The following is a 22,834-nucleotide window of genomic DNA, read 5'->3' as shown; positions in this document are numbered from 1 at the left end:
GATGAGCTTCGACTTCGTCACACGACGCGGCGGGCAGGAGCGCTGCGGCTGCCGGAATGCGCTCCAGTCTATTACCTCCGCGTCGCAAAGGTGTTCGGAGATTCAGCCTGGAAGGTCGTGGAACGGGTTATCAGGCGCCGGCTTGCGGAACCACATCCGACGAGAGGTCAGGCACGCCGGCGCGCGTTCCGGGCAGGCGCGGCGACGCGCGCATCGAACCCGGCCTGCGCGAACACCCGTCAGCAGACTTGTACTGACGAGGTAGCGGATCTAGTCTGAATTGTCATCGCTGCACCCCAGGGCGCCAAGGTCCTGGGCGCGGTCGCATTGCGCCGTTGTCGCGACGCCTGTCCGATCGCGAACGCCGGGAGAACGGCCATGGTCATCGAGTTCCAGGTCGACGCGACGCGCTTTCTCCAGGCGTTTCGAAACACCTTGATGCGACATGCACCCTGCAGCCCGCAGGCCTTTGCGCTGAATCTCGGGCCCTGTGGCAACCAGCCGGTCTTTCTCGACCGGATCAGCGTAAGCGGCAGCTCGACCCTGGTCCGCGCGGAGGTCAACGCCATCCATGTCGTTCAGCCTGTCTCGCTCTTTCTCACGCCGGTCGCCGCACTCGAGGCCAGCGATGCGCAGCCCGGTGCGCCGTGCTGGAATCCGACACTCGAGCTGGAGTTTGCATTGGCGATCCAGATCGAGGGCGGCACCCCGAACCTCTGCGTCAGCTTTCTGCGCGTTCGCTCCTCCCCGGCCGTCAGCAGCAGCCAGGCCTTGATCATCAGCGGATTCGTTGCGCAGTGGTTTCCCGATCTCTGCACGCCCTTCGATCTTTCGCCGCTGGCCGGTGCCCTCGGCGCGCTGCCGACCGCCGCGGCCGCCGACGTTTCCGCCGACGCCGCGCTGACGCGACTGGCCATTCGGCTCGAGCTCGGACCAGTCGCATCGAACTCCGCCAGCCAGTGGGCAGCCTTCCTCGCCGGCTCGATCAAGCCCAACCCCAACGCCGGCGCGTGGTCGATCTTCATCGATGGCGGTCTGCTGGTGCAGAGCGCGGTCGCGCGGATCACGGCGGGGCTGGCGGGGCCGATCGATGACGACACCTTCGATCTCGAGAGCGGGCCCAGCGGCATCTTTCTGACCCATATCCCCACGATCAATCCCGTCTTTTCCGGCCCGGGGGTGTCGCTTGCGTTCTCCGGCGAGGCGGTGGATGCCTGCGTGTGCTTGTGGGACGAGATCGACCTCGATGTCGACATCACGGCGCTCATCGCCTTCAGCGTCCCGGCACCCGGTGGGCGGCTTCACCTCGACCAAGGCCCCGCTCGTCGTGTGCCGGGCAGAGATCCTTCCCGCCAGCGACCCCCTGGGTCAGTTTCAGCCTCACCTCGAAGTATCGAATTTCAGCTTGCGGCTGAGCATCCCGCTGGCCCAGCTTCTGACCGAATACATCGCGGCACCCCACCCCGCACAGTTGATTCTGGTGACCAATGGCGGTGTGCGGATCTTCACCATCCCGCCGATTCCGATCCCGACCCAGGCACAGATCCAGACCACCATGCAGCAGGTCGAGCTGATGGCGCCGGCCATCTGCAAGGACTGGACGCTGGTGGAAGCCTTCTGGAAGGGTGCGCACTTCCACCCGGCGTGGATGATCGATCCTCCGCCCGACCGCGAGATTACCGGCCTGTGGCAGATCGCGGTCAGCGGCTTGAACGCCGGGCAGCGCGTGCAGTTGCTGTCGCCTGCCGGCACCGTGCTGGCGACGGCGGGGCCTGGACCGATGGGGGAAGGCGGCGCACGGCTGTCAGCCCTGGTATCGCCGGCCGCAGGCGCGATCGGTATCCAGATCGAGGGGCTCGAGGGGCAATCGCCGCCGCTGGCCCGACGCCTGCCATTGCGCCAGCACACCGGAGTCGACGGTGAAGGCGCGGACCGCCACCAGCGTGTGCGCCGTGCGAACCGGCAGATCATCATCCGCCAGAGCCAGCTGTTCGCGGTGGCGCGGATCCGGGTCGAGAAGCACTTCGGCACCGCCGCAGTGGGCACGCTCGGCGGCCGAGCCATGCTGGCGATCGTGTCGGGTGCCCGCCTCCTGGTCTGGGACATCGGACACTGCGACGCGCCACGGATCGTCCGCATCGCGCATGTCGCCGGCCTGCGCGGCGTACTGTTCGATCACCACGGTCTGGTGGCCTGGGGTCGGTCGGGACTGTTGCGGCTCGCGCAGATCCATGCGCGGCTCGAGCCGTTCGGTGATCAGGCGCCGGTCGAGGGCCTGGCTCATGCAGGCGGTCGGCTCGTGGCGGTCGCCGAAGATGGGCTTGCGCTTCGCAGCGGCGGCAGGACGATCCTGGAATCGCCCAGGCCGATCCGCGGGCTGGCGGCCGATCGCGCAGAGATCGCGACCATCGAGCTCGACACCCTGGCACTTCGCCGAGCGGACAGCTTGATCGACCCGGTCTCGGTCACGCTGCCCGAGCCCTTGTCGGTGACTGCGGCCTTTGGCCGCTCGGGTGCGTTCGCGGTCACCACGCAACGCGCCGGCACCTACGTGGTTGAGCGCGGCAACGATGGCAGCGCGACGGTTTCGGCGCACTACCCGCTGCAAGCGCCGTGGTTTGCCGAAAGCCAGCGATCCGGTCGGACGCTGCTCCGCTTCGACCGTGCGGCGGGCGCGATCACGCTCTACCGCAAGGACGCCAGCGTCACCCTCATGCGCTGAGGCTGGCGCGGTTGTCCTGGCCAGGCGATCGTCTTGCACGGCCATCGACTCGCGCGCCTCAATCAGGCGATTACGCCCTTCCCTCCCCCTCCTTGTGCGGCAGCCCTGCATCGGCGACGAGCACAATCGCACCGATGCAGGGGTAGCCCGCCATCGCAATCACATCCCCGCGTCGATGACGATTTTTAGCTTCAGGTTAATCATGGTTTGAGCACGCCAACGCGCCCGCCTCCGTGCCAGTCCCTAGAGTTCACACACCCCACACACCAATGGACTGGAGACGACTCATGAAGACCTATCGCATTGCAACGATCCCGGGCGATGGCATCGGCAAGGAGGTGATCCCCGCCGCACGCCAGGTTTTGGAAGCCCTCGCGGGACGGGACGACGGATTCCGCCTCGAGTTCGAGGACTTCGACTGGGGCGGGGACTACTACCGCGCGAACGGCGTGATGATGCCGGCGGACGGCCTCGACGCGCTGCGCGACAAGGATGCGATCCTCTTCGGCTCGGCCGGCGATCCGCACATTCCTGACCACATCACGCTGTGGGGCCTGCGCCTGAAGATCTGCCAGGGCTTCGACCAGTATGCCAACATCCGCCCGACGCGCATCCTTCCCGGCATCGACGCGCCGCTCAAGCGCTGCCGCACTGAGGATCTCGACTGGGTGATCGTGCGCGAGAACTCCGAGGGCGAGTATTCCGGGGTGGGCGGCCGCGTCCATCAGGGCCACCCGATCGAGGCCGCGACCGACGTGTCGATGATGACCCGCGTCGGCGTCGAGCGCATCCTGCGCTTCGCCTTCAAGCTCGCCCAGTCGCGGCCGCGCAAGCAGCTGACCGTGATCACAAAGAGCAACGCCCAGCGCCATGCGATGGTGATGTGGGACGAGATCGCCACCGAGGTGGCGTGCGAGTTCCCCGATGTGACCTGGGACAAGGAGCTGGTCGATGCCGCGACGGCGCGCATGGTCAATCGCCCCGCGACGCTGGACACGATCGTCGCCACCAACCTCCACGCCGACATCCTCAGCGACCTTGCGGCTGCGCTCGCCGGCAGCCTCGGCATCGCCCCCACCGGCAACATCGATCCGGAGCGCCGCTATCCGTCGATGTTCGAGCCGATCCACGGCTCGGCCTTCGACATCATGGGCAAGGGCCTGGCCAACCCGGTCGGCGCCTTCTGGTCGGCGGTGCTGATGCTCGAGCACCTCGGCGAGCCGGCCGCGGCCGCGCGCCTGATGCAGGCAGTCGAGCACGTCACCGCGGACGCGCGCCTGCACACCGGAGACCTGGGTGGCACGGCGAAGACCGCCGACGTGACCGCGGCCGTGTGCCAGTTCCTCGCCGGCGCCCAACCCCTGGGCGCCTGAGCCCGACCGACGCCCTGCGCACCCGGATCAGCCCACAAAACACTCAAGAAACGTGCGACGCCACGTCCGCCGTCGTGCCGCCCGGCAACCGGGCGCGATGACGACACGACCGTCAGGCGTGGTGGCGCACGCACGGAGGAGACCTCGATGAATCCAATGGAAATTACCCTGCTGCTGTTGGTGTTCGCGGCAGTGATGTTCGTGTGGGAGAAGATCCCGCTTGCCCTCACGTCGGTGATCGTCTGCCTGTCCCTAGTCCTGACCGGCGTCCTCGACACGAAGATCGCGTTCAACGGTTTCATCAACAGCAACGTCATCCTGTTCGTAGCGATGTTCATCGTCGGTGGCGCGCTGTTCGAAACCGGCATGGCGAACAAGATCGGCGGCCTCGTCACCCGCTTCGCCAAGACCGAACGGCAGTTGATCATTGCCATCATGGTCATCGTCGGCCTGTTGTCCGGTGTGCTGTCCAATACCGGCACCGCCGCCGTACTCATTCCCGTGGTCATCGGCATCGCCGCCAAGTCGGGATTCTCGCGCTCCCGCCTGCTGATGCCGCTGGTGTTCGCGGCCGCCATGGGCGGCAACCTCACTCTGATCGGCGCGCCCGGCAACCTGATCGCACAGAGCGCGCTGCAACAGATTGGCGAGGGCTTCGGCTTCTTCGAGTACGCGAAGATCGGCCTGCCGATGCTGGTCTGCGGCATCCTGTATTTCACCTTCTTCGGCCACCGTTTGCTTCCGAGCGCCAACAACACGACGGATCCGTACGACCCCACGCACAAACCCAGGGTCGACTACTCGGACGTACCGAAGTGGAAACAGTACATGTCCCTCGGCATTCTGCTCGCAACCATTGCCGGGATGATCTTCGAGCGTCGCATCGGCATCCCTCTGCACATCATCGGCTCGATCGGCGCGGTCCTCATAGTGCTGACCGGTGTGCTGACCGAGAAGCAGGCCTACAAGGCAATCGACTCGCAGACGATCTTCATCTTCGGCGGCACGCTGTCGCTCGCTACCGCGCTCGAGAGCACCGGCGCCGGGGCGGCCGTGGCGACGAGCGTGATGGGGCTGCTCGGCAATGACGCCTCCCCGGTGCTGCTGCTGGTCGTGATCTTCAGCATCGCCTGCGTGCTCACGAACTTCATGTCCAACACCGCGACCACCGCGCTGCTGGTGCCGATCGGCCTGTCGATCGCCGCCAGCATCGGCGCCGACCCGCGGGCCGTGCTGATGGCGATCGTCATCGGCGGCTCCTGCGCCTATGCCACGCCGATCGGCATGCCCGCCAACACCATGGTGCTCGCGGCCGGCGGCTACCGCTTCATGGACTACGTACGCTGCGGCCTGCCACTGATCTTCGTGTCCGGCGCGGTCAGCATCCCCCTGCTGCTCGTTCTCTTCCCCTTCTTCCCCGGCTGATCACCAGACCGATCCCGCCTCGATTCCGGGGGCGCCCCGAGCCTGGGGCCCCTCGACCCCACCCCCCAAAGGAGACCCCTATGCAAAGAGACACCGACGTCGCAGCCCTCACCGATGTCATGGCGAAGTTCACCGCCTACATCGGCAAGCGCCTGCCCAAGGACGTGAAGGCCAAACTGGCCGAACTTCGCACGCTGGAAACCAACCCGCTGGCCAAGTCGGTGTACGACTCGATGGCGGGCAACCAGGAAGCGGCCGACAAGCTGAACCGCCCGAGCTGCCAGGACACCGGCGTTATCCAGTATTTCGTCGAGGCCGGCGCCCACTTCCCGCTGCTCGGCGAACTGGAGGAGATCCTGAAGGAGGCGACGGCTGAGGCGACCCGCATCGGCCCGCTGCGCCACAACGCGGTCGAGACTTTCGACGAAAAGAACACTGGGACCAACACCGGCACCAACATTCCCTGGCTCGACTGGCGCATCGTGCCGGAGAAGGACAGCTGCACCATCGACGTGTACATGGCGGGCGGCGGCTGCACGCTGCCTGGCGCGGCCAAGGTGCTGATGCCGGGGCAGGGTTACGAAGGGGTCGCCGAGTTCGTCATGGACGTCATCACCGAGCGTGGCGTCAATGCCTGCCCGCCGCTGCTGGTCGGGGTCGGGGTGTCGACCTCGGTGGAGACCGCGGCGCGCCTGTCCAAGCTGGCGATCATGCGCCCGGTGGATTCGAAGAGTGACAACCCGCGCGCCGCGCTGATGGAGGAACTGCTCGAGCAGGGCCTCAACGAGATCGGCATCGGCCCCCAGGGCCTGACCGGCAACAACAGCGTGATGGGCGTCAACATCGAATCGTCCGCCCGCCATCCCTCGACCATCGGCGTGGCCGTCAATACCGGTTGTTGGGCGCACCGCCGCGGCAAGATCCGCATCAACGCCGACCTGTCCTACGAAATCCTGTCCCACGAAGGAGTGGTGCTGTGAAAAAGATCCTGACGACCCCCATCCGTGACGAAGACCTCGAAGACCTGGAGGTCGGTGACGTCGTCTATCTGACCGGCCGCCTGGTGACCTGCCGCGACGTGGCGCACCGCCGCCTGATCGAGCAAGGCCGGGAACTTCCGGTCGATCTAGAAGGCGGGGCGATCTTCCACGCTGGCCCGATCGTGCGCAAGAAGGACGACGGCACGTTCGAGATGGTCTCGATTGGCCCGACGACGAGCATGCGCATGGAGCAGTTCGAGCGTGAGTTCATCAAGCAAACTGGCGTGAAGCTGATCGTGGGCAAGGGCGGCATGGGGCCCGAGACGGCGGCCGGCTGCCAGGAGAACAAGGCGGTGCATGCCATCTTCCCGGGCGGGTGTGCCGTGCTCGCGGCGACGCTGGTCGAGGAAATCGAGGGCGCCGAGTGGCAGGACCTGGGCATGCCCGAGACCTTGTGGGTCAACCGCGTGCTCGAGTTCGGACCGCTGATCATCTCGATCGACACCAAGGGCAACAACCTCATTCAGCAGAATAAGGCTGTCTTCAACGAGAAGAAGAAGCCCGTGCTGGAGAAGATCAACACACAGCTTAGCTTCATCAAGTAAGGCCGGCGATGGGGGGGCGGCCCCCGCCTGCATTGAGGTGTGCGAATGCAGCCACCAGTTCGTCGACGAAGGTTCGGATGCGCGTCGAGAGCTGGTGGCGCTTCGGATACACGGCATAGATGTCGGCATCCGGCGTGCGATAGTCCGGCAGGACCTGGACCAGCCGGCCACTCTGCAGGTAGCGCAGCACATCCCATTCGGCGCGCATCAGGATGCCGCGCCCATCCAGCGCCCACTGCACCGCGATCTCGCCGTCGTTGGTGGCGAGGTTGCCGCGCACCTTGATCGACTCGCTCTCAGCGCCGGCGCCGTCGGCCGCGCTCAGGCGCCAGGTGCCGTAGGCGTCGTCGCCCTGGCGGATGGTGATGCAGTTATGGTGGCGCAGCTCGTTCGGCGCGCGGGGCGCACCGCGGGCCGCGAGGTAGGACGGGGCGGCACACAGCAGGCGTCGATTCGGCGCCAGGCGGCGGGCCACCACCCGTGCATCACCGGGCTCGCCGAAACGGATGCAGACGTCGAACTGGTCGTCAGTGAGCGCCGGCGGGCTCACCGAAAGCTGGAGCTGGACGTCCACTTCCGGGTAGCGCGCGACGTAGCGTGAGATGACCGGCGCCACATGCAGGCGACCGAAGCCAAGCGTCGCATTCACCCGCAGCAGCCCCTTGGGCGTGGCCTTCGCACTGCCCAGCACTTCGTTGAGCAGGTCCAACTCGGCCAGGATGCGGCGCGCGTGCTCAAGGAAAACCTCACCCTCCGGCGTCAAGTTCATGCGCCGCGTGGTGCGGTTGATCAGCGGCACACCGATGCGGGCTTCGACCTGGGCGAGACGCTTACTTACCGCCGGCGTGCTGATGCCGAGCTCGCGCGCGGCGCGGCTCAGGCTGCCGCAACTTGCGATAGCGACGAAAAAGCCGAGTTCAGCGGGCTGGATTCCCGAGTTCATCTGCGGTGATTGTTTTCTTCAGGTTAAGGATAGTTTGAGCTTACGCCGGCCATGTCAGGTCGTCCATCCACTAACTTTGGGCCTGCAAAGATCGACTCGAAATCGGCATCACATCTTCCCGGCCACCAGACCAAAGGACTCTTCCATGCAGCGCAAACGCAACGCCAAGATCGTCACCACCCTCGGTCCCGCCAGCTCAGACGCCGCCACCATCCGCGCGCTGTTCGAGGCCGGGGCTGATGTCTTCCGGCTCAATTTCAGCCACGGCACGCATGCCGATCACCGCGCGCGGCTGGAGGCCATCCGTCTCGTCGAGCATGAAGTTGGACGTCCGATCGGGGTCCTGCTCGACCTCCAGGGTCCCAAGCTGCGCGTCGGCACCTTCGCTCAGGGTGCCGTCACCCTCACTGAGGGAGCGAGCTTTCAGCTCGACCTGGATCGCGACCGACCGGGGGACCTCACCCGTGTGTCGATGCCCCACCCGGAGATCTTCGACGCCTTGATGAAGGGCACAGACCTGCTCCTCGACGACGGCCGCATCCGCCTGCGGGTCGACGAGATCCGCCCTGGCGCGGTGACCACGAGGGTCATCGCCGGCGGCAGCCTGTCCGACCGCAAGGGTGTGAACGTCCCCGGCGTCGTGTTGCCGATCTCAGCGCTGACCGCTAAGGATCGGGCCGATCTGGATTTCGGCCTTTCGCTCGGTATCGACTGGATCGCCCTGTCCTTTGTACAGCGACCGGAAGACATGGCCGAGATCAAGGGCATCGTCGCTGGCCGTGCCGGCATCATCGCCAAGCTGGAAAAGCCGGCTGCCATCGCCACCTTGGAAGCGATCGTGACGGAGAGCGACGCGGTGATGGTCGCCCGTGGCGATCTCGGCGTCGAGATGCCGCCCGAGCAGGTGCCGGCAATCCAGAAACGCATCGTCCGCGCCTGCCGCAAGGCCGGCAAACCGGTGATCGTCGCCACCCAGATGCTGGAGTCGATGATCACCGCCCCGGTGCCGACCCGCGCCGAAGCGAGCGATGTCGCCACCGCGATCTACGACGGTGCCGATGCGGTCATGCTGTCGGCGGAGTCGGCTTCGGGCCGCTACCCGGTGCAGGCGGTGCGCATGATGGACCGCATCATCGCCCAGACCGAAGGCGACCCCTTCTATCGCGAAGCCCTCGCCACGCTGCAGTCGCCCTGCCATCGCGACAAGGCCGACGCTATCGGCGCCGCGGTGCGGCATGTCGCCGGGTTGTTGCAGGTGGTTGCGACCGTCGCCTACACCAGCTCAGGCCATTCGGCGCTGAGAGTCGCGCGCGAGCGCCCTCAAGGCCCGATCCTGGGCATCACACCGCGCCTCGCCACTGCGCGCCAACTTGCCCTCGCCTGGGGAATCCATGCCGTAGCGATCGGCGATGTTGCGGATGTGACCGAGATGACCGAACTCGCTTGCGAGACGGCGTGCAAGGTAGGCCTCGGCGGCCGCGGCGACACCATCGTCATCGCGGCCGGAATGCCCTTCGGGACTTCGGGCACGACCAACCTGCTACGCATCGCAACAATCCCTTGATCGCTGCGCAGTCCGCGCCACCCGTGCCGCAATGAGTCCTAGCCCAGGCAGCGGATCACCCGGCACGGGTTGCCCGCGGCGAACACGCCTTCCGGCACGTCGCGGGTGACCACGCTGCCCGCACCGATCACGCTGCGGGCGCCGATCCTCACCCCCGGGCAGACGATGCTGCCGCCGCCGACCCACACGTCGTCGCCGATTTCCACCGCCCGGCCCACTTCCAAGCCACCCGCGCGCCCGGCGGCGTCCATCGGGTGGGTCACGGTGTAGAGGTGCACGCCGGGCCCGAACAGCACGCGCGAGCCGATGCGCACCGGGCCGACGTCCAGCACCACGCAGTCGAAATTGAAGAACACCCGCTCGCCGCATTCGATGTTGGTGCCGTAGTCGCAGTGGAAGGGCGGCTCGATCGAGACGCGGCCGGCGGCGCGCGGCAGCAGTTCGGCCAGCAGCGTCTCGCGCAGCCCGACCTCGTCGTCGGCGCTGTCGTTGAGTGCCTTGGTGAGGCGGCGGGCGCGGCTGCGCGCCGCGCACAGCTCGGGGTCCAGCGGGTTGAAGTACTCGCCGGCAAGCCACTTTTCCTTCTCGCTCTTCATCCCCTGACCCCTTTCCGCGCGGCGAGCAGCGCCCGCACCACGCCATTGGTCCAGCCGAAACCGTCCTGTACCGGATACTCGCCGCCACCGGCCTCGAGCGCCATGTCGCACACGTCGTACTTCTCCATCATCTTGCCGGTACGGCGCCAGACGCGCTCGACGAGGCCGATGAAGCGTTCGGCGATGTCGTCGGCGAGACGGTGATGCCCATAGCGGCGCAGGCCTTGCACCACGATCCAGTGCAAGGGCGCCCAGCCGTTGGGCGCATCCCACTGCTCGCCCGAGCGCTCCAGGGTGGTGACCACCCCGCCCGGGCGCAGGAAGCGCGATTCAATCACCTCGGCCATGCGCGCAGCCTGCTCCTCGTCGACCAGCCCGCAATAGAGCGCGAAGGCGCCAGCCAGGGTCCATGCCTCGCTGCGCGCGCCGCTGGGCCAGTGCCGGTCGAAGAACCAGCCGGCCGATGCATCCCAGCACTGCGCCTGGATCAGCGCACGGCGGCGCGCGGCCGCGGCGGCGAACAGCGGTGCGCGGTCGTCGCCGACACGGCCGAGCCAGTCGGCGAGCCGGCATTCGATCTCCCACAGCAGCGCATTGAGGTCGACCGCCAGCAGTTCGGTCGTGCGGATATGCGCCAGGGTCCCGCCCGGCCCGAACCAGCGGCTGCTGAAGTCCCAGCCCGACTCGGCCCCCGCCCGGATGTCGCGCAGGATGCTGGCGCGGCGCGACGCAGGAGCCTGGGCGCGAGTATGCAGGTCCTCGGCGAAGGACTCCGGACGCGCGCTGTCGCTGGCGTCCCAGTAGCGGTTCAGCAGTTCGCCGGGCGCGAGTTCGACCACGTGGGCGCCGGCACGCGGCCAGCCGGTGGACGCTGTGTCGGTCGGCGCCCCCTGCCCGCCTTGCGTGCCGAAGCCGGGGTCCATCCAGAATGCGTACTCGCGCACCAGTTGCGGTAGGAAGGGACGGATCGCGTCAAACCCACGGTGGCGCTCGAGCAGTTGCAGCAGCGCGCAGAACATCGGCGGCTGCGAGCGGCCGAGGTAATACAGGCGGGTGCCATTGGGCACGTAGCCGAAGCGCTCGATGAGGTCGGCGAAGTTGCGGATCAGGCCCTCGACCAGGTCCAGCCGCCCCGACACCGCCAGGCCTTCGGCGGTGAAGTAACTGTCCCAATAGTAGATCTCGCCAAAGCGCCCACCCGGCACGACATGGGGATGGGCGAGCGCGATCGCGCTGCTGCCGGGCCGTGCCGCCTGCGGCGCGCGCTCGAGCAAGGTCCACAGGCGGTCGATGTGCTCGGCGAGCGAGGCGCTGTCGACGAGCGCGACGGCAGGCGGCTCGGCCGGCAGCTCGAAATGGGCGCCGACGAAATCGCGCAACTGCTGCATGAAGGCGCGCTGGATGTGCGCGTCATCGAAGCGGGCGCGGCAGTCGGTAAAGGTCTTCGAGTCGGGAAAGATCCGTGCCTGCTGCACGGCCTCGAACAGCAGGCCCGCGATCTGGGCCGGTTCATGTTTCATCATGCGCTCCTCGGCATCGGCGCCGCTGATGCGGCAACCACGCTTGCTCATTTGCTGCACGGCAGCGCCGCATCGGTCGCCGGCGCGGCTGCAGCCTGGCTGCTGGCGGCGGGCTGGCGCAGCACGCGGGCGTTCCAGGCCATCACCACACACATCGCCGCCAGCACGCCAAACACCGTTGCCAGCGACCACATCTTGGCCACCTGGCCCAGCACGGGTGGGCCGATCAGGCCGCCGATGGCGTTGAAGCTGGCGATCAGGGCCAGCGTCTGCCCGCCCAGGCGACCGGCGGCCGAAAAGAACACCGGCGCCACCGCCGCGAGCCCGAGGCCGCAGGCGGCGAGCGCGGCGAACATCGCGCCCGCCGTCGCGCCGAGCACGGCCAGCAGCAGGCCGACGCCACACAAGAGCGAGCCGGCACCGATCACCGCCACCGGGCCGAAGCGGGTGACCACGGCATCGGTGAGGAAGCGGCCGACGGCCATCGTCCCGGCGAATACCGCCAGCGCCATGCCCGCCACACTCTCGCTGGCCTGAAGACCCTGATGCAGGTAGATCGCCGACCAGCCCATGATGCCGCTCTCGACGATGCCGTGGCAGCCGGCGAGCACCGCCAGCCCCTGCCAGGCGCCGGCCGGGATCGGCGTGCTGGAGGGGTTCTCCACCCCAGGGGTCTCGGGGGGCAACCGGCGCGCCACCCACACATGCAGGATCGCAGCGAGTGCACCGACCACCGTCATGTGCATCCACAGCGGCAGACCGCTGGCGGCAAGCGCGCCGCTGACGAAGGCGGACAGCATGCTGCCGACGTAGAAGGTGGCATGCAGGCGGCCCATCATGCGCGTCTTCTCGCGCAGCTCCCATTCGGCCGCCTGCTGGTTCACCGCGACGCTGACGCCGTTGTAGATCATGCCCTGCAGGAACATGCCGGCGAGCAGCCCATGCAGGCCCGGAAGCCAGGGAATCAGCGCCATCACCAGGCCGCCAGCGATGCCGAAGCGACCGATCATCGCGCGGCTGCCGATGCGCGCCAGGAACCAGCGATTGACGGGGAATGACATCACGCCGCCGAAGCCGACGGCGAACAGCACCCAGCCCCACTCGGCCGCATCGAGCGACCACAGGGACTGGAATTCGGGCTGGCGGGTCATCAGCACGCTGCCGACCACCCCCATGGAGGCGAAGCCGGTGATGAGTGCGCGCAGGCTCAGGGAAGGGAGTCTCATGATCTCGGTCAGGCAGGAAGTGCATACGCGGCCAGGGCGCACTCCAGGCCCCGGCCGCAGCCGTTAGCAGGGCAGCGCGTGCGCGCCCGTGCGCTTACTCAGAACCACACCTCCATCTGCGCGCCGAGCAGCCACTTGCTGTCGTCGTTGAAGCGGGTATTGCCGAAGCCACCGTCCGGATCCTGGGCGCTGTCGTAGCTGAAACCGTTGAGGTCCTTGTCCCACGCCAAGTAGGAGGCGAACAGGCGCAGCTCCGGACGGGCGAAGAAGCCGGCGCTGGTGTCGAGCTTGAAGGTCGGCGCCACGGTGAGCTTGTAGAAGTTGCCGCTGGCCGACGAGAAGGTGCTGTCGAGGTCCATGTACTGGACCGTGCCCTCGTACTGCATGGCGAAGTTCTGGTTGACCGCGTTGACCAGGCGGACGTTGGCCGACGCCCACTTGTAGTCATCGCCCTTGTTGAAGCGGTCCTTGCTGACTTCGGCCATCAGCGCCGGCGCGATCTTCCAGTCGGCATTGAGGTCGGTCACCCCCATCGTGAACACGCGCACGGCTTCGGCATCCTCGAGCAGACTGCCCTCCCCGCCCAGGCGCTTGACCTCCGCACCCAGCCCGTGGCCGACAAGGAAGCCGGTCTTGGAGAAACCGTTGGCGACGCCGTAGAAACTCGGCGCATGGTAGGCGAACAGACCGTGATAGCCGGTGGTGGCACGGTCGGGGTTGGCGACGTCATTCTGCTTCGCCCGCAATCCGTTGAGCATGAACTGCCAGTTGCCGATGTAGTTGTTGCTGGTGACGATGTAGCTCTTGCCGCGACGGTCATCGGCCTCGTCGACGATGAAGTCGCGCCCATACACCGAGAAGCTGCTCTTCCAGTCCGGCGTCACCTGCGCATCGTAGAAGCCGGCACCGGTGCCGGCGAGGAAGATCACGTCGCTGTCGAAAAAGTGGATGTCGTAGTTCTTCTTGTCGAAGCGCTTGCCCGCCCACAGCGTCGCGCCCTCGAAGGCCGTGCCCTTGAAGGCGGCCAGGTTGCCGAGCTCGGCGAAGACGTGGCGCACGTTGACGCCGTTCTCGTCCGAGGTCCAGTCGTTGTTGCTGTTGGTGCCATCGGCCAGCATGAAGTGGAACACGCCGGTGGTGCCGTCGGCGGTCTGGAAGCGCTTGGCCATCTTGGCCTCGACATAGGTGTCGGTCTCGACGCCCAGACGGCCGACCGCGCCACCGAGCCTGCCGGCCGGGCTGAAATAAGGGCCGACGCCTTCGACGGTGAATTGATCCTTGCCGGAGATCGTCCCCGAGCGCGCGTAGGCGCCGAACTCGAACGAGTCCGCGGTTTCGGCCGCCTTTTCGGTGAGCGCGGCCTGGGTCGCGGTGGCGGCCTTGGCCGCGCTGGCGACGCTGTCGGCCTTGCGCGCGACTTCGCCGGCCTGCTGAGCCTCGGTCTTGACCGCCTGCAGCATGGCCTCGAGCCTGGCGATGCGCGCCTCGAGCTCGCGCACCTGGTTCGCAGCGGCGTCACCAGCCGCGTTGGCCGCACCACAGAAGGCGAGCGTCAGCGCGACGACGAGTGTGGTTCTTTTCATCATTTCAAGTCTCCTCATCACAGGATTTACGGCAATGGAATCGCTACACGGCCGACTCGGACGCTCGTCTGGTGGCGTGCTGCAAAGAACACTTCATGCGTTTCTCGGGAACGAACGCTCCCTCGGCAGCGACGCTGGGCGTCTGCCGGTCATCACCCCGGCGCGCGCTCGGCGCGCGTGCAGGGGCCTCAGCTCAGGACCAAACTGGAAGGGCCGCGCGCGGTGGCACCGCCTTACGGCCCGGGGTTCACTCGGGCATGGCCGCACCCACCCGGTCGGAGAACATCACCGGCGCGGTCTGGTTCGCCCCCACCGCCTTTGTGCTTCCGGGTTGCAGCGGACGGGCGAAGGCCTTGCCGCCGGCATCGAACAGGTGGCAATGCTCGGGCGGAATGCGGTAGCCCACGGTCTGGCCGACGGCCACATCCGAGCGGCTCGGGTCGCGCACCACCCAGGGCTCGCCGATGTCGCCGCTGTCGAGGTAGTGGTAGGTCTCGTTGCCCATGTGCTCGACGAACAGCACGTCGGCCAGGTTGGGCGCGCTCGACACGTCACCCCACTCGATGTGCTCGGGACGGATACCCAGCTTGACCGCGCTGCCCTCGGCGCTTGCCGGCGTGGCGATCGGCAGCGTGAGCGGCTTGCCGTTCCACAGCTTCACCACGCTTTCCGCGCCGCTGCGCACCAGGGTCGCCGGCATCAGGTTCATCTTCGGCGAGCCGATGAACTGGGCGACGAAGGTGTTGGCCGGGTGGTCGTAGAGCTCGAGCGGGGTGCCGACCTGCTCGATGTTGCCGCGGTTGAGCACGACGATGCGCTGCGCCAGCGTCATCGCCTCGACCTGGTCGTGGGTGACGTAGATGATGGTCGAACCCAGGCGACGGTGCAGGCTGGCGATCTCCATGCGCATCTGCACGCGCAGCGCGGCATCGAGGTTGGACAGCGGCTCGTCGAACAGGAAGAGCTTGGGCTCGCGCGCAATCGCGCGCCCGATCGCCACGCGCTGGCGCTGGCCGCCCGACAGGTCCTTGGGCTTGCGCTGCAGCAGCGGCTCGAGCTGCAGGATGCGGGCGCTGTCCATCACGCGCCGGTCGATCTCGGCCGCCGGCAGCTTGGCCAGCTTCATGCCGAAGGCGATGTTTTCGTACACGCTCATGTGCGGATACAGCGCGTAGGACTGGAACACCATGCCGATGCCGCGTTCGGCCGGGGTGTCGTCATTGACGTAGCGGCCATCGATGTACATGCCGCCGCCGGTGATGTCCTCCAGGCCGGCGATCATGCGCAGCAGGGTGGATTTGCCGCAGCCCGAGGGGCCGACGAAGACGACGAATTCGCCGCTGTGGACTTCGAGGTCCAGCGACTTCACCACCACGGCGTTGTCGCCGTAGCGCTTGTTGATCTGCTTGAGTGTCAGTTGAGCCATGATGCTCCTACCTCCTTCGGTGGCGCGCCGCGCACGGTGCGCCGGAATTCGCTCGCGGGACGGCCGACGCCGCCCCGTCTCCTTGTCGTTCGGGTCTCAGCCCTTCACTGCACCGGCGGTCAGCCCGCTGACGATGCGCTTCTGGAAGATCAGCACCATGACGATGATCGGCAGGGTCACCGTCACCGAGGCGGCCATGATGCTTCCCCACGGCAGCTCGTACTGCGAGGCGCCCTGCAGCAGCGCGATCGCCACCGGGACGGTGCGGTTCTCGCCCGAGATCACGAAGGTGAGTGCGAACATGAACTCGTTCCAGGCGCCGATGAAGGCGAGCAGTCCGGTGGTCACCAGCGCCGGACCCATGATCGGGGCGAACACCTTGGTGATGATCACCCACAGGCTGGCGCCATCGACGATCGCGGCCTCCTCGAGCTCGACCGGGATGTTCTTCATGAAGGTCGTCAGCACCCAGATCGTGAAGGGCAGCGAGAAGGTGGTGTAGGACACCACCAGCGCGCCGAGCGAGTCGTACAGGCCGAGGAAGCGCACCAGCTCGAACATCCCCGACAGCACCGCCACCTGCGGGAACATCGACACGCACAGGATGGTGAACAGCAGCGCGCGCTGGCCGCGAAAGCGGATCCGGGCGAGCGCGAAGGCGCCGGTGATCGACACCAGCAGGCAGCCGCCCACCGTCACCGTGGCCACCAGCACCGAGTTCGCCAGGCTGCGGCCGACCCCGTTGTGCACCAGCGCGGTCGCGTAGTTCTCCCAGTGGAAGGAGGTGGGCAGGTAGCTCGGCAGGAACAGGTCCTGGCCGGTCTGCAGCGAGGTGATGATCGCGTTGTAGAACGGGAACACGCTGACCACCGTGACCAGGGCCGCGGCGGCGTAGATCCACGCCAGGCGCGCCGCATTCTGTTGCTTGCGGGTGAGCTTCATGCCTGCTTCTCCTTGGGTTCGGCGATGCGGCCGATGTAGAGGAAGACTGCCGCCACGCCGGCGACCATCATGAACACCAGCACCGAGGCGGCCGAGCCGACGCCCATCTCCTGGTACACCACCATCTGCTCGCGGGCATAGCCGGAGATCGAGATCGTCGCCTCGCTGTTGGAGGTCAGCACGTAGATCAGGTCGAACACGCGCAGCGCGTCCATGGTGCGGAAGATCAGCGCCACCAGCATGGCCGGGAAGATCAGCGGCAGTGTGATGCGCCGGAAGCGCTGCCAGGCACTGGCGCCATCGACGCGCGCCGCCTCGTAGAGATCGGAGGGCACCATCTGCAGCGCCGCCAGCAGCATCAGGGCCATGAAGGGAATGGTCTTCCACACGTCGGCGATGACCACCGCCCACAGCGACAGCGTCGGCTCGGCAATCCAGGCCAGCGGGGCGTCGATCATGCCGATGCGCATCAGCAGGTCGTTGATCGTTCCGTACTGGTCGTGGAACATCCAGCTGAACATCTTGGCGGTGACGATGGTGGGGATCGCCCACGGCACCAGGATGGCGGTCCGTACCAGGCCCTGGCCGCGGAACTTCTGGTTCATCAGCAGCGCCAGCAGCAGCCCGAACAACAGCTCCAGGCTCACCGAGATGACGGTAAACCACAGGGTGTTGCCGATCGCCTGCCACCACAGCGGATCAGCCAGCACGCCATATGCCTCGCCGTCGATGAAGTCCAGATAGTTGGCGAAGCCGACCAGTTCGTACTCGTCGGGCGTGTCGAGACGGGCGTCGGTGAAGCTGTAGAGCAGCGTGCGCAGCAGCGGCCAGCCGGCCACCCCGGCCAGCAGCACCAGCGTCGGTGCCACCAGCAGCCAGGCGGCGCGGGCGCGGCGCGACTGCAGGCCGCGCTTGCGGACGTGCGCTGCCGGTGGCGCGGATGGACTCGCGGCGGCCGCCGCGAGTTCGGTCTTGGGGTTCATGGTCTTCCTCCTATGGTCGTTTCAGGCGTCGCTCGCCGTTCCGGCAACCCGGCCGGCGAGCCGGGCGCCGAAGCCCCCTGCCCTGCCGACGCTGGCGCAGCGGCTTACTTCCACTCGCGGCCCTTGAAGCGCTTCAGGCGGCCTTCGAGGTCGGCCAGCGCGGCTTCCGCACTGGCGCGCCCGCTCAGGGTGTCGTAGGCGGCGTTCCAGATCGCCTTCGAGACCTTCGGATACTCGGTGCGGGTGACCGTCGAGGGGCGCGCGACAGCGCCATCAAAGGCTTGCTTCAGCAGCGTCAGGTGCGGGCCCTTGGCCTGCACTTCCGCGTCCTCGTAGACGTCGAGGCGCGCCGGCGAGACGCCCATCTGGAGGAAGTTCTGGCGCTGGCTCTCGAAGTCGGCAAGCATGCGCACCAGCGCGATCGCGGCCTCGGGCACCTGGGTGTAGGCACTCACCGCCCATTGCCAGCCCCCCAGCGCGGCCGCATGCTGGCCGCCCTCGCCGCCCCGCGGCAGCGGCATCATGCCGACCTTGCCCTTGACCGGGCTGGCGTCGTCCTGGCTCAGCAGGTAGGCATAGGGCCAGTTGCGCATGAACACCGCGTCGCCGTTCTGGAACACCGCGCGTGCCTCCTCCTCCTGGTAGGCCAGCACGCCCTTGGGCGAAATGGTGTCGATCCAGCCCGCGGCCGTCTTCAAGGCTTCGATCGCCTTCGGGTTGTTGGCCGAGATGCTGCCGTCGGCCTCGACGAAGCTGCCGCCGCCGAAGGAAGCGACCCACTCCAGCGCATCGCAGGTCAGGCCCTCGTAGGCCTTGCCCTGGAACACGAAGCCATGCAGGTTGCGGCTGCCCGCGGCGCGCTCGGCGTCCTGGATCTTCGCGGCGATGCGCGCCATCTCCTGCCAGGTCCTGGGCGGCTGCTCGCCGTACTTCTGGAGCAGGTCGCTGCGGTAGAACAGCACGCCGGCGTCGATGAAGTTGGGTACGCCCTTCACCCGGCCATTGACGAGGTTGTTCTGCCACACCGACGGGAAGAAGGCCGGCTCCAGATCCTTGACGTGCTCGGTGAGGTCGAGCAGATGGCGGTCGAGCACACCGGGCCAGACGACGTCGATCGCCATCACATCCACCACCTTGCTGTCCTTGGTGGCGAAGATCTGCTGCAGCATCGACAGCTTCTCGTCGGACGCGCGCGGCAGGTCGATGAACTGCAGCTTGTGCGGCGTCTCGGCTTCGAAGCGGGCCTTGACGTAGTCGCAGAAGCTTTTCACGGTGGCGCCGGCGCCACATTCCATCTTTACGGTGTCGGCCTGGGCGAGGCTGGCGCCGAGGCTGAGCAGGGCGGCAGCGGCGATTTTCTTGAGTTTCATGCTTGTGTCTCCTCCATGGATTGAACCGGGCCGGGGCGGTCACGAGCCGCCCACGGGGTGTTGCGATCAGGCTGTGCGGTAGACGCGCGCCTCATAGGGTTCGAGCGAAATCGTGTCGGTGTCGGCGTGGGCCGCCACCGGGCGGTTGGCGAGCAGCAGGTCGGCATGGCGCAGCGCGCAGTGGGCGTCGGCAAAGCACGCCGTGCGGCCACTGAGGTTGGTGATGACGACGATGCGGCTGTCATCCTCGCTGCGGCTGTAGGCATAGACCTGCGTATCCGCCGGCCCCAGCAGCGCGTAGCGGCCATACACCAGAGTCGGCTCCGCCTTGCGCAGCGCGATCAGGCGGCGGTAGTAACCGAGCACCGAATCGGGATCGCCCTGCTGCGCGGCGACGTTGATGCGCGGGTAGTTGGGATTGAGCTTCAGCCACGGCGTGGCGCGGCTGAAGCCGGCGTTGGCGCTGGCATCCCACTGCATCGGGGTGCGCGAGTGATCGCGCGCGGTCAGCGACACGTCGGCGAGGATGGTGGCCTCGTCGTCGCCCGCCGCACGGCGCAGCGCGAACTGGTTCTTCGCCCACACGTCGTTGAAGTCGTCGGCTGACTCGAACACGGTGTTGGTCATGCCGATCTCCTGGCCCTGGTAGATGAAGGGCGTGCCCTGCATCAGGAAGTACAGGGTGGCGAGCACGGTGGCGCTGGCGTGCCAGTGATGCACCGGGTCGCCCCACTTCGACACGATGCGCGGGATGTCGTGGTTCTCCAGGAACAGCGCATTCCAGCCCACGCCGTGCAGGCTGTCCTGCCAGGCGGTGAACACCTTCTTCAGCGCCACCACGTCGAGCGGCTCGCGCGGCGCCTCGGACCACAGCGCCAGGTGCTCGAACTGGAAGATCATGTTCAGGCGCTGGTGTTTCTCGCCGACCCAGTCCACCGCCTGCTTCGGCGACACGCCGTTGGCCTCGCCCACCGTCATCACGTCGTAGTGGTTGAAGGTGTTGCGGCACAGGTCGTCCATGTACTCGAGCACGCCGTTGACGTTCATGTGCATCGGCTGGCTCGGCACGTAGTCCAGGCCCTCCGGGTTGGGCAGGTCGGGCAGGCCGTCGACCTTCTTCATGTGGCTGACCGCGTCGAGGCGGAAACCGTCGATGCCCTTGTCCAGCCACCAGCGCACCATGTCGAAGATGGCACCGCGCACCGCATGGTTCTCCCAGTTAAGGTCGGGCTGGCGGGCGGAGAACAGGTGCAGGAAGTACTGGCCGGTGGTGGTGTCGTACTTCCACGCCGAGCCCTTGAAGATGCTCTCCCAGTTGTTCGGCTCGTGGCCGTCCTTGCCATCGCGCCACACGTACCAGTCGCGCTTGGGGTTGTCGCGCGAGGAGCGCGACTCGACGAACCAGGCGTGCTCGTCGCTGGTGTGGTTCACCACCAGATCGAGGATCAGCTTCATGCCGCGCCGGTGCGTCTCGGCGAGCAGGCGGTCGAAGTCGGCCAGGGTGCCGAACTCGTCCATGATGTCCTGGTAGTCGCTGATGTCGTAGCCGTTGTCGTCGTTGGGCGACTTGTACATCGGGCAGATCCAGATCACGTCGATGCCCAGCCACTTCAGGTAGTCGAGGCGCTCGGTGATGCCGTTGAGGTCGCCGATGCCGTCGCCGTTCGAGTCCATGAAGCTGCGCGGGTAGATCTGGTAGGCCACCGCCTCCTTCCACCAGGCGCGGGTCGGGGTCTTTGCGATCGGGGTGTGCTTGCTCATGTCGGTTCCGTGGTTCTTGTCAGGGTCGGGGTCGGTGTCTGTGTCGGCCTCGCCGCCCACCGGGGCGGCGGGTTCGTCGTTCAGGCCGTGCAGGCGATGGCGAAGGCTTCGTAGGGGGCCAGCGCCAGCACCGGGGCAAGCCGGGTGCGCAGGCCGTGGTTCGCGCTCAGGCATTCGCCCTCGAGCCCGGCGATCGCCGCCGGCAGCTCGACGCGCAGCGGCTCGGCGGCAAAGCTGGCGACGACCACGACACGCGCGTCGCCGAGGCGGCGCTCGTAGGCGTACACCTGCGGGTGTGCCGGCAGCAGGTCGCAATAGTCGCCGTACACCATCACCGGGCGCGTCTTGCGCAGCGCGATCAGGCGGCGGTAGTGGTGGAAGATCGAGTCCGCGTCGGCGATCGCCGCGGCGACGTTGATCTGCGCATAGTTGGGGTTCACCTTCAGCCAGGGCCTGGCGGTGGAAAAGCCGGCGTTCGCGGTGGCGTCCCACTGCATCGGGGTGCGCGCGTTGTCGCGGCCGTTGGCCCAGATGCCCTGCATCATGTCCTCGTGCGCCACGCCAGCGGCGGTCCGCTCGCGGTACAGGTTCAGGGTCTCGATGTCCTGGTAGTCGTCGATCGAGTCGAAGCGCACGTTGGTCATGCCGATCTCCTCGCCCTGATACACATAGGGCGTGCCCTTCAGGAAATGCAGCACGGTGGCGAGCATCTTCGCGGACTCGACACGGTAGCGGCCATCGTCGCCGTACTTCGACACCGCGCGCGGCAGGTCGTGATTGCACCAGAACAGCGAGTTCCAGCCCTGGTCGGCGAGCTCGGTCTGCCACTTGCCCATCACGCGCTTGAACTCGACCAGGTCGAAGGCGCGCGGCTTCCACTTGCCCTCGACCGGATCGAAGGTGATCGTGACGTGCTCGAACTGGAACACCATCGACAGCTCGTGGCGGGCCGGGTCGGAATACAGCTTTGCGGTCTCGGGCGTCGCGCTCCAGGTTTCGCCCACGGTGAGCACGTCGCGGCGGCCGAAGGTGGCGGCGTTCATCTGCTGCAGCAGCGTGTGCAGGCGCGGGCCGTTGGCCATGATCTTGCGGTCGACGTCCTTGCCGATGAGGTCGATGACGTCCATGCGGAAGCCGCCGATGCCGCGGTCCAGCCACCAGTTCATCATGCGGTGCACTTCGTCCTGCACCTGCGGGTTGTCCCAGTTGAGGTCAGGCTGGCGGCGCGAGAACTGGTGGAAGTAGTACTCGCCGCTGGCGGCATCGAACTCCCATGCCGAACCGCCGAAGTACGAGCGCTGATCGTCCGGCAGGCCACCGTCGGCAGTGGGCCGACGCCAGATGTAGTAGTCGCGATAGGGGCTGTCCTTCGACTTGCGGGCCTCGACGAACCAGGGGTGCTCGTCCGAGCTGTGATTGACGACCAGGTCCATGACGATACGGATGCCGCGCCGGCCGGCCTCGGCGATCAGCCGGTCCATGTCGGCCAGGGTGCCGAACTCGGGCGCGATGTCCTGGTAGTCGGAGATGTCGTAGCCGTTGTCGTCCATCGGCGAGCGGAACACCGGCGACAGCCAGATCACGCCCACGCCGAGCTGCTGCAGGTAATCCAGCCGAGAGATGATGCCGGGCAGGTCGCCCATGCCGTCGCCATTGCCGTCGGCAAAGCTGCGCGGATAGATCTGATACACCACCGCGTCATGCCACCACTTGCGCTCCACGTCCGTCTCCTCGTCGTCCCTGTCGGTTCCGGATCACCCGGCGTGATGGGAATCCATCAATCCGGCTAATCGCCACATAAGCTCCAAAGCGGTT

The 22,834-nt window shown here is 67.0% G+C and carries 18 protein-coding genes; 6 read left to right on the top strand and 12 right to left on the bottom strand.

Annotation, left to right across the window (positions count from 1 at the left end; all coding sequences use genetic code 11):
- Positions 1-270: 270 nt before the first annotated feature.
- Positions 271-1,314 (bottom strand): hypothetical protein, encoded by a 1,044-nt coding sequence (locus ACMV5O_RS04765; RefSeq protein ID WP_416162418.1) that lies wholly within the window; start codon positions 1,312-1,314, stop codon positions 271-273.
- On the opposite strand from ACMV5O_RS04765, the gene ACMV5O_RS04760 reads away from it, so the two are divergent.
- The 5 genes from ACMV5O_RS04760 (at position 1,292) to ttdB (ending at position 7,105) form a co-directional block, all read left to right on the top strand.
- Positions 1,292-2,722, top strand: coding sequence for a hypothetical protein (locus tag ACMV5O_RS04760; protein WP_416162417.1), 1,431 nt, complete (start codon positions 1,292-1,294; stop codon positions 2,720-2,722). The genes ACMV5O_RS04765 and ACMV5O_RS04760 overlap by 23 nt on opposite strands.
- Before the next feature lie 287 nt (positions 2,723-3,009).
- On the top strand, positions 3,010-4,095 hold the full coding sequence (locus ACMV5O_RS04755; RefSeq protein ID WP_416162416.1) for a tartrate dehydrogenase: 1,086 nt from the start codon (positions 3,010-3,012) through the stop codon (positions 4,093-4,095).
- 147 nt (positions 4,096-4,242) lie between these two features.
- Positions 4,243-5,520 (top strand): SLC13 family permease, encoded by a 1,278-nt coding sequence (locus tag ACMV5O_RS04750; RefSeq protein WP_416162415.1) that lies wholly within the window; start codon positions 4,243-4,245, stop codon positions 5,518-5,520.
- Between the two features lie 80 nt (positions 5,521-5,600).
- On the top strand, positions 5,601-6,500 hold the full coding sequence (ttdA, locus tag ACMV5O_RS04745; protein WP_416162414.1) for a L(+)-tartrate dehydratase subunit alpha: 900 nt from the start codon (positions 5,601-5,603) through the stop codon (positions 6,498-6,500).
- Positions 6,497-7,105, top strand: coding sequence for a L(+)-tartrate dehydratase subunit beta (gene ttdB / locus ACMV5O_RS04740; RefSeq protein WP_416162413.1), 609 nt, complete (start codon positions 6,497-6,499; stop codon positions 7,103-7,105). Before ttdA ends, ttdB begins: the two co-directional genes overlap by 4 nt.
- Here ttdB and ACMV5O_RS04735 read toward each other — a convergent pair.
- The gene (locus tag ACMV5O_RS04735) at positions 7,098-8,048 is read right to left on the bottom strand and encodes a LysR family transcriptional regulator (protein WP_416162412.1); all 951 of its coding nucleotides are present in this window, start codon (positions 8,046-8,048) and stop codon (positions 7,098-7,100) included. The two genes, ttdB and ACMV5O_RS04735, sit on opposite strands and share 8 nt — an antisense overlap.
- A gap of 145 nt (positions 8,049-8,193) precedes the next feature.
- Here ACMV5O_RS04735 and pyk point away from each other — a divergent pair, with 145 nt between their 5' ends.
- Positions 8,194-9,612: a pyruvate kinase gene (gene pyk, locus ACMV5O_RS04730; protein WP_416162411.1), complete on the top strand. Its 1,419-nt coding sequence runs from the start codon at positions 8,194-8,196 to the stop codon at positions 9,610-9,612.
- A gap of 38 nt (positions 9,613-9,650) precedes the next feature.
- On the opposite strand, the gene ACMV5O_RS04725 is transcribed toward pyk, so the two are convergent.
- From ACMV5O_RS04725 to ACMV5O_RS04680, 10 genes are all read right to left on the bottom strand, one after another.
- A complete protein-coding gene (locus ACMV5O_RS04725) occupies positions 9,651-10,208 on the bottom strand; it encodes a sugar O-acetyltransferase (RefSeq protein ID WP_416162410.1) in 558 nt (185 codons plus the stop codon).
- Entirely contained in the window at positions 10,205-11,779 is a 1,575-nt protein-coding gene (locus ACMV5O_RS04720; protein ID WP_416162409.1) for a trehalase family glycosidase, read from the bottom strand. The genes ACMV5O_RS04725 and ACMV5O_RS04720 overlap by 4 nt, the downstream gene beginning before the upstream one ends.
- A complete protein-coding gene (locus ACMV5O_RS04715; protein ID WP_416162408.1) occupies positions 11,776-12,954 on the bottom strand; it encodes an MFS transporter in 1,179 nt (392 codons plus the stop codon). The genes ACMV5O_RS04720 and ACMV5O_RS04715 overlap by 4 nt, the downstream gene beginning before the upstream one ends.
- 98 nt (positions 12,955-13,052) lie before the next feature.
- Entirely contained in the window at positions 13,053-14,540 is a 1,488-nt protein-coding gene (locus ACMV5O_RS04710) for a carbohydrate porin (protein WP_416162407.1), read from the bottom strand.
- A gap of 244 nt (positions 14,541-14,784) precedes the next feature.
- On the bottom strand, positions 14,785-15,963 hold the full coding sequence (locus ACMV5O_RS04705) for an ABC transporter ATP-binding protein (protein WP_416162406.1): 1,179 nt from the start codon (positions 15,961-15,963) through the stop codon (positions 14,785-14,787).
- Positions 15,964-16,059: 96 nt separating this feature from the next.
- Positions 16,060-16,905, bottom strand: coding sequence for a carbohydrate ABC transporter permease (locus tag ACMV5O_RS04700; RefSeq protein ID WP_416162405.1), 846 nt, complete (start codon positions 16,903-16,905; stop codon positions 16,060-16,062).
- The gene (locus tag ACMV5O_RS04695; protein ID WP_416162404.1) at positions 16,902-17,888 is read right to left on the bottom strand and encodes a carbohydrate ABC transporter permease; all 987 of its coding nucleotides are present in this window, start codon (positions 17,886-17,888) and stop codon (positions 16,902-16,904) included. The genes ACMV5O_RS04700 and ACMV5O_RS04695 overlap by 4 nt, the downstream gene beginning before the upstream one ends.
- Positions 17,889-17,992: 104 nt before the next feature.
- Positions 17,993-19,258: an ABC transporter substrate-binding protein gene (locus ACMV5O_RS04690; protein WP_416162403.1), complete on the bottom strand. Its 1,266-nt coding sequence runs from the start codon at positions 19,256-19,258 to the stop codon at positions 17,993-17,995.
- Between the two features lie 66 nt (positions 19,259-19,324).
- The gene (locus ACMV5O_RS04685) at positions 19,325-21,019 is read right to left on the bottom strand and encodes an alpha-glucosidase (RefSeq protein WP_416162402.1); all 1,695 of its coding nucleotides are present in this window, start codon (positions 21,017-21,019) and stop codon (positions 19,325-19,327) included.
- A gap of 80 nt (positions 21,020-21,099) precedes the next feature.
- Positions 21,100-22,740 (bottom strand): glycoside hydrolase family 13 protein, encoded by a 1,641-nt coding sequence (locus ACMV5O_RS04680; protein WP_416162401.1) that lies wholly within the window; start codon positions 22,738-22,740, stop codon positions 21,100-21,102.
- Between the last annotated feature and the right edge of the window lie 94 nt (positions 22,741-22,834).

It is taken from the genome of Thauera sp. WH-1, assembly GCF_047806685.1.
Classification (GTDB): Bacteria; Pseudomonadota; Gammaproteobacteria; order Burkholderiales; family Rhodocyclaceae; genus Thauera.
This window is presented reverse-complemented; position numbering and strand designations above follow the sequence as displayed.

What these genes read in the sequence shown, in the direction of transcription:
- ACMV5O_RS04735 (WP_416162412.1), bottom strand. Translation starts at nt 8,048, where the DNA reads ATGAACTCGGGAATCCAGCCCGCTGAACTCGGCTTTTTCGTCGCTATC.
- ACMV5O_RS04750 (WP_416162415.1), top strand. Translation starts at nt 4,243, where the DNA reads ATGAATCCAATGGAAATTACCCTGCTGCTGTTGGTGTTCGCGGCAGTG.
- ACMV5O_RS04705 (WP_416162406.1), bottom strand. Translation starts at nt 15,963, where the DNA reads ATGGCTCAACTGACACTCAAGCAGATCAACAAGCGCTACGGCGACAAC.
- ACMV5O_RS04710 (WP_416162407.1), bottom strand. Translation starts at nt 14,540, where the DNA reads ATGATGAAAAGAACCACACTCGTCGTCGCGCTGACGCTCGCCTTCTGT.
- ACMV5O_RS04725 (WP_416162410.1), bottom strand. Translation starts at nt 10,208, where the DNA reads ATGAAGAGCGAGAAGGAAAAGTGGCTTGCCGGCGAGTACTTCAACCCG.
- ACMV5O_RS04720 (WP_416162409.1), bottom strand. Translation starts at nt 11,779, where the DNA reads ATGAGCAAGCGTGGTTGCCGCATCAGCGGCGCCGATGCCGAGGAGCGC.
- pyk (WP_416162411.1), top strand. Translation starts at nt 8,194, where the DNA reads ATGCAGCGCAAACGCAACGCCAAGATCGTCACCACCCTCGGTCCCGCC.
- ACMV5O_RS04695 (WP_416162404.1), bottom strand. Translation starts at nt 17,888, where the DNA reads ATGAACCCCAAGACCGAACTCGCGGCGGCCGCCGCGAGTCCATCCGCG.
- ACMV5O_RS04685 (WP_416162402.1), bottom strand. Translation starts at nt 21,019, where the DNA reads ATGAGCAAGCACACCCCGATCGCAAAGACCCCGACCCGCGCCTGGTGG.
- ACMV5O_RS04700 (WP_416162405.1), bottom strand. Translation starts at nt 16,905, where the DNA reads ATGAAGCTCACCCGCAAGCAACAGAATGCGGCGCGCCTGGCGTGGATC.
- ttdA (WP_416162414.1), top strand. Translation starts at nt 5,601, where the DNA reads ATGCAAAGAGACACCGACGTCGCAGCCCTCACCGATGTCATGGCGAAG.
- ACMV5O_RS04690 (WP_416162403.1), bottom strand. Translation starts at nt 19,258, where the DNA reads ATGAAACTCAAGAAAATCGCCGCTGCCGCCCTGCTCAGCCTCGGCGCC.
- ACMV5O_RS04755 (WP_416162416.1), top strand. Translation starts at nt 3,010, where the DNA reads ATGAAGACCTATCGCATTGCAACGATCCCGGGCGATGGCATCGGCAAG.
- ACMV5O_RS04715 (WP_416162408.1), bottom strand. Translation starts at nt 12,954, where the DNA reads ATGAGACTCCCTTCCCTGAGCCTGCGCGCACTCATCACCGGCTTCGCC.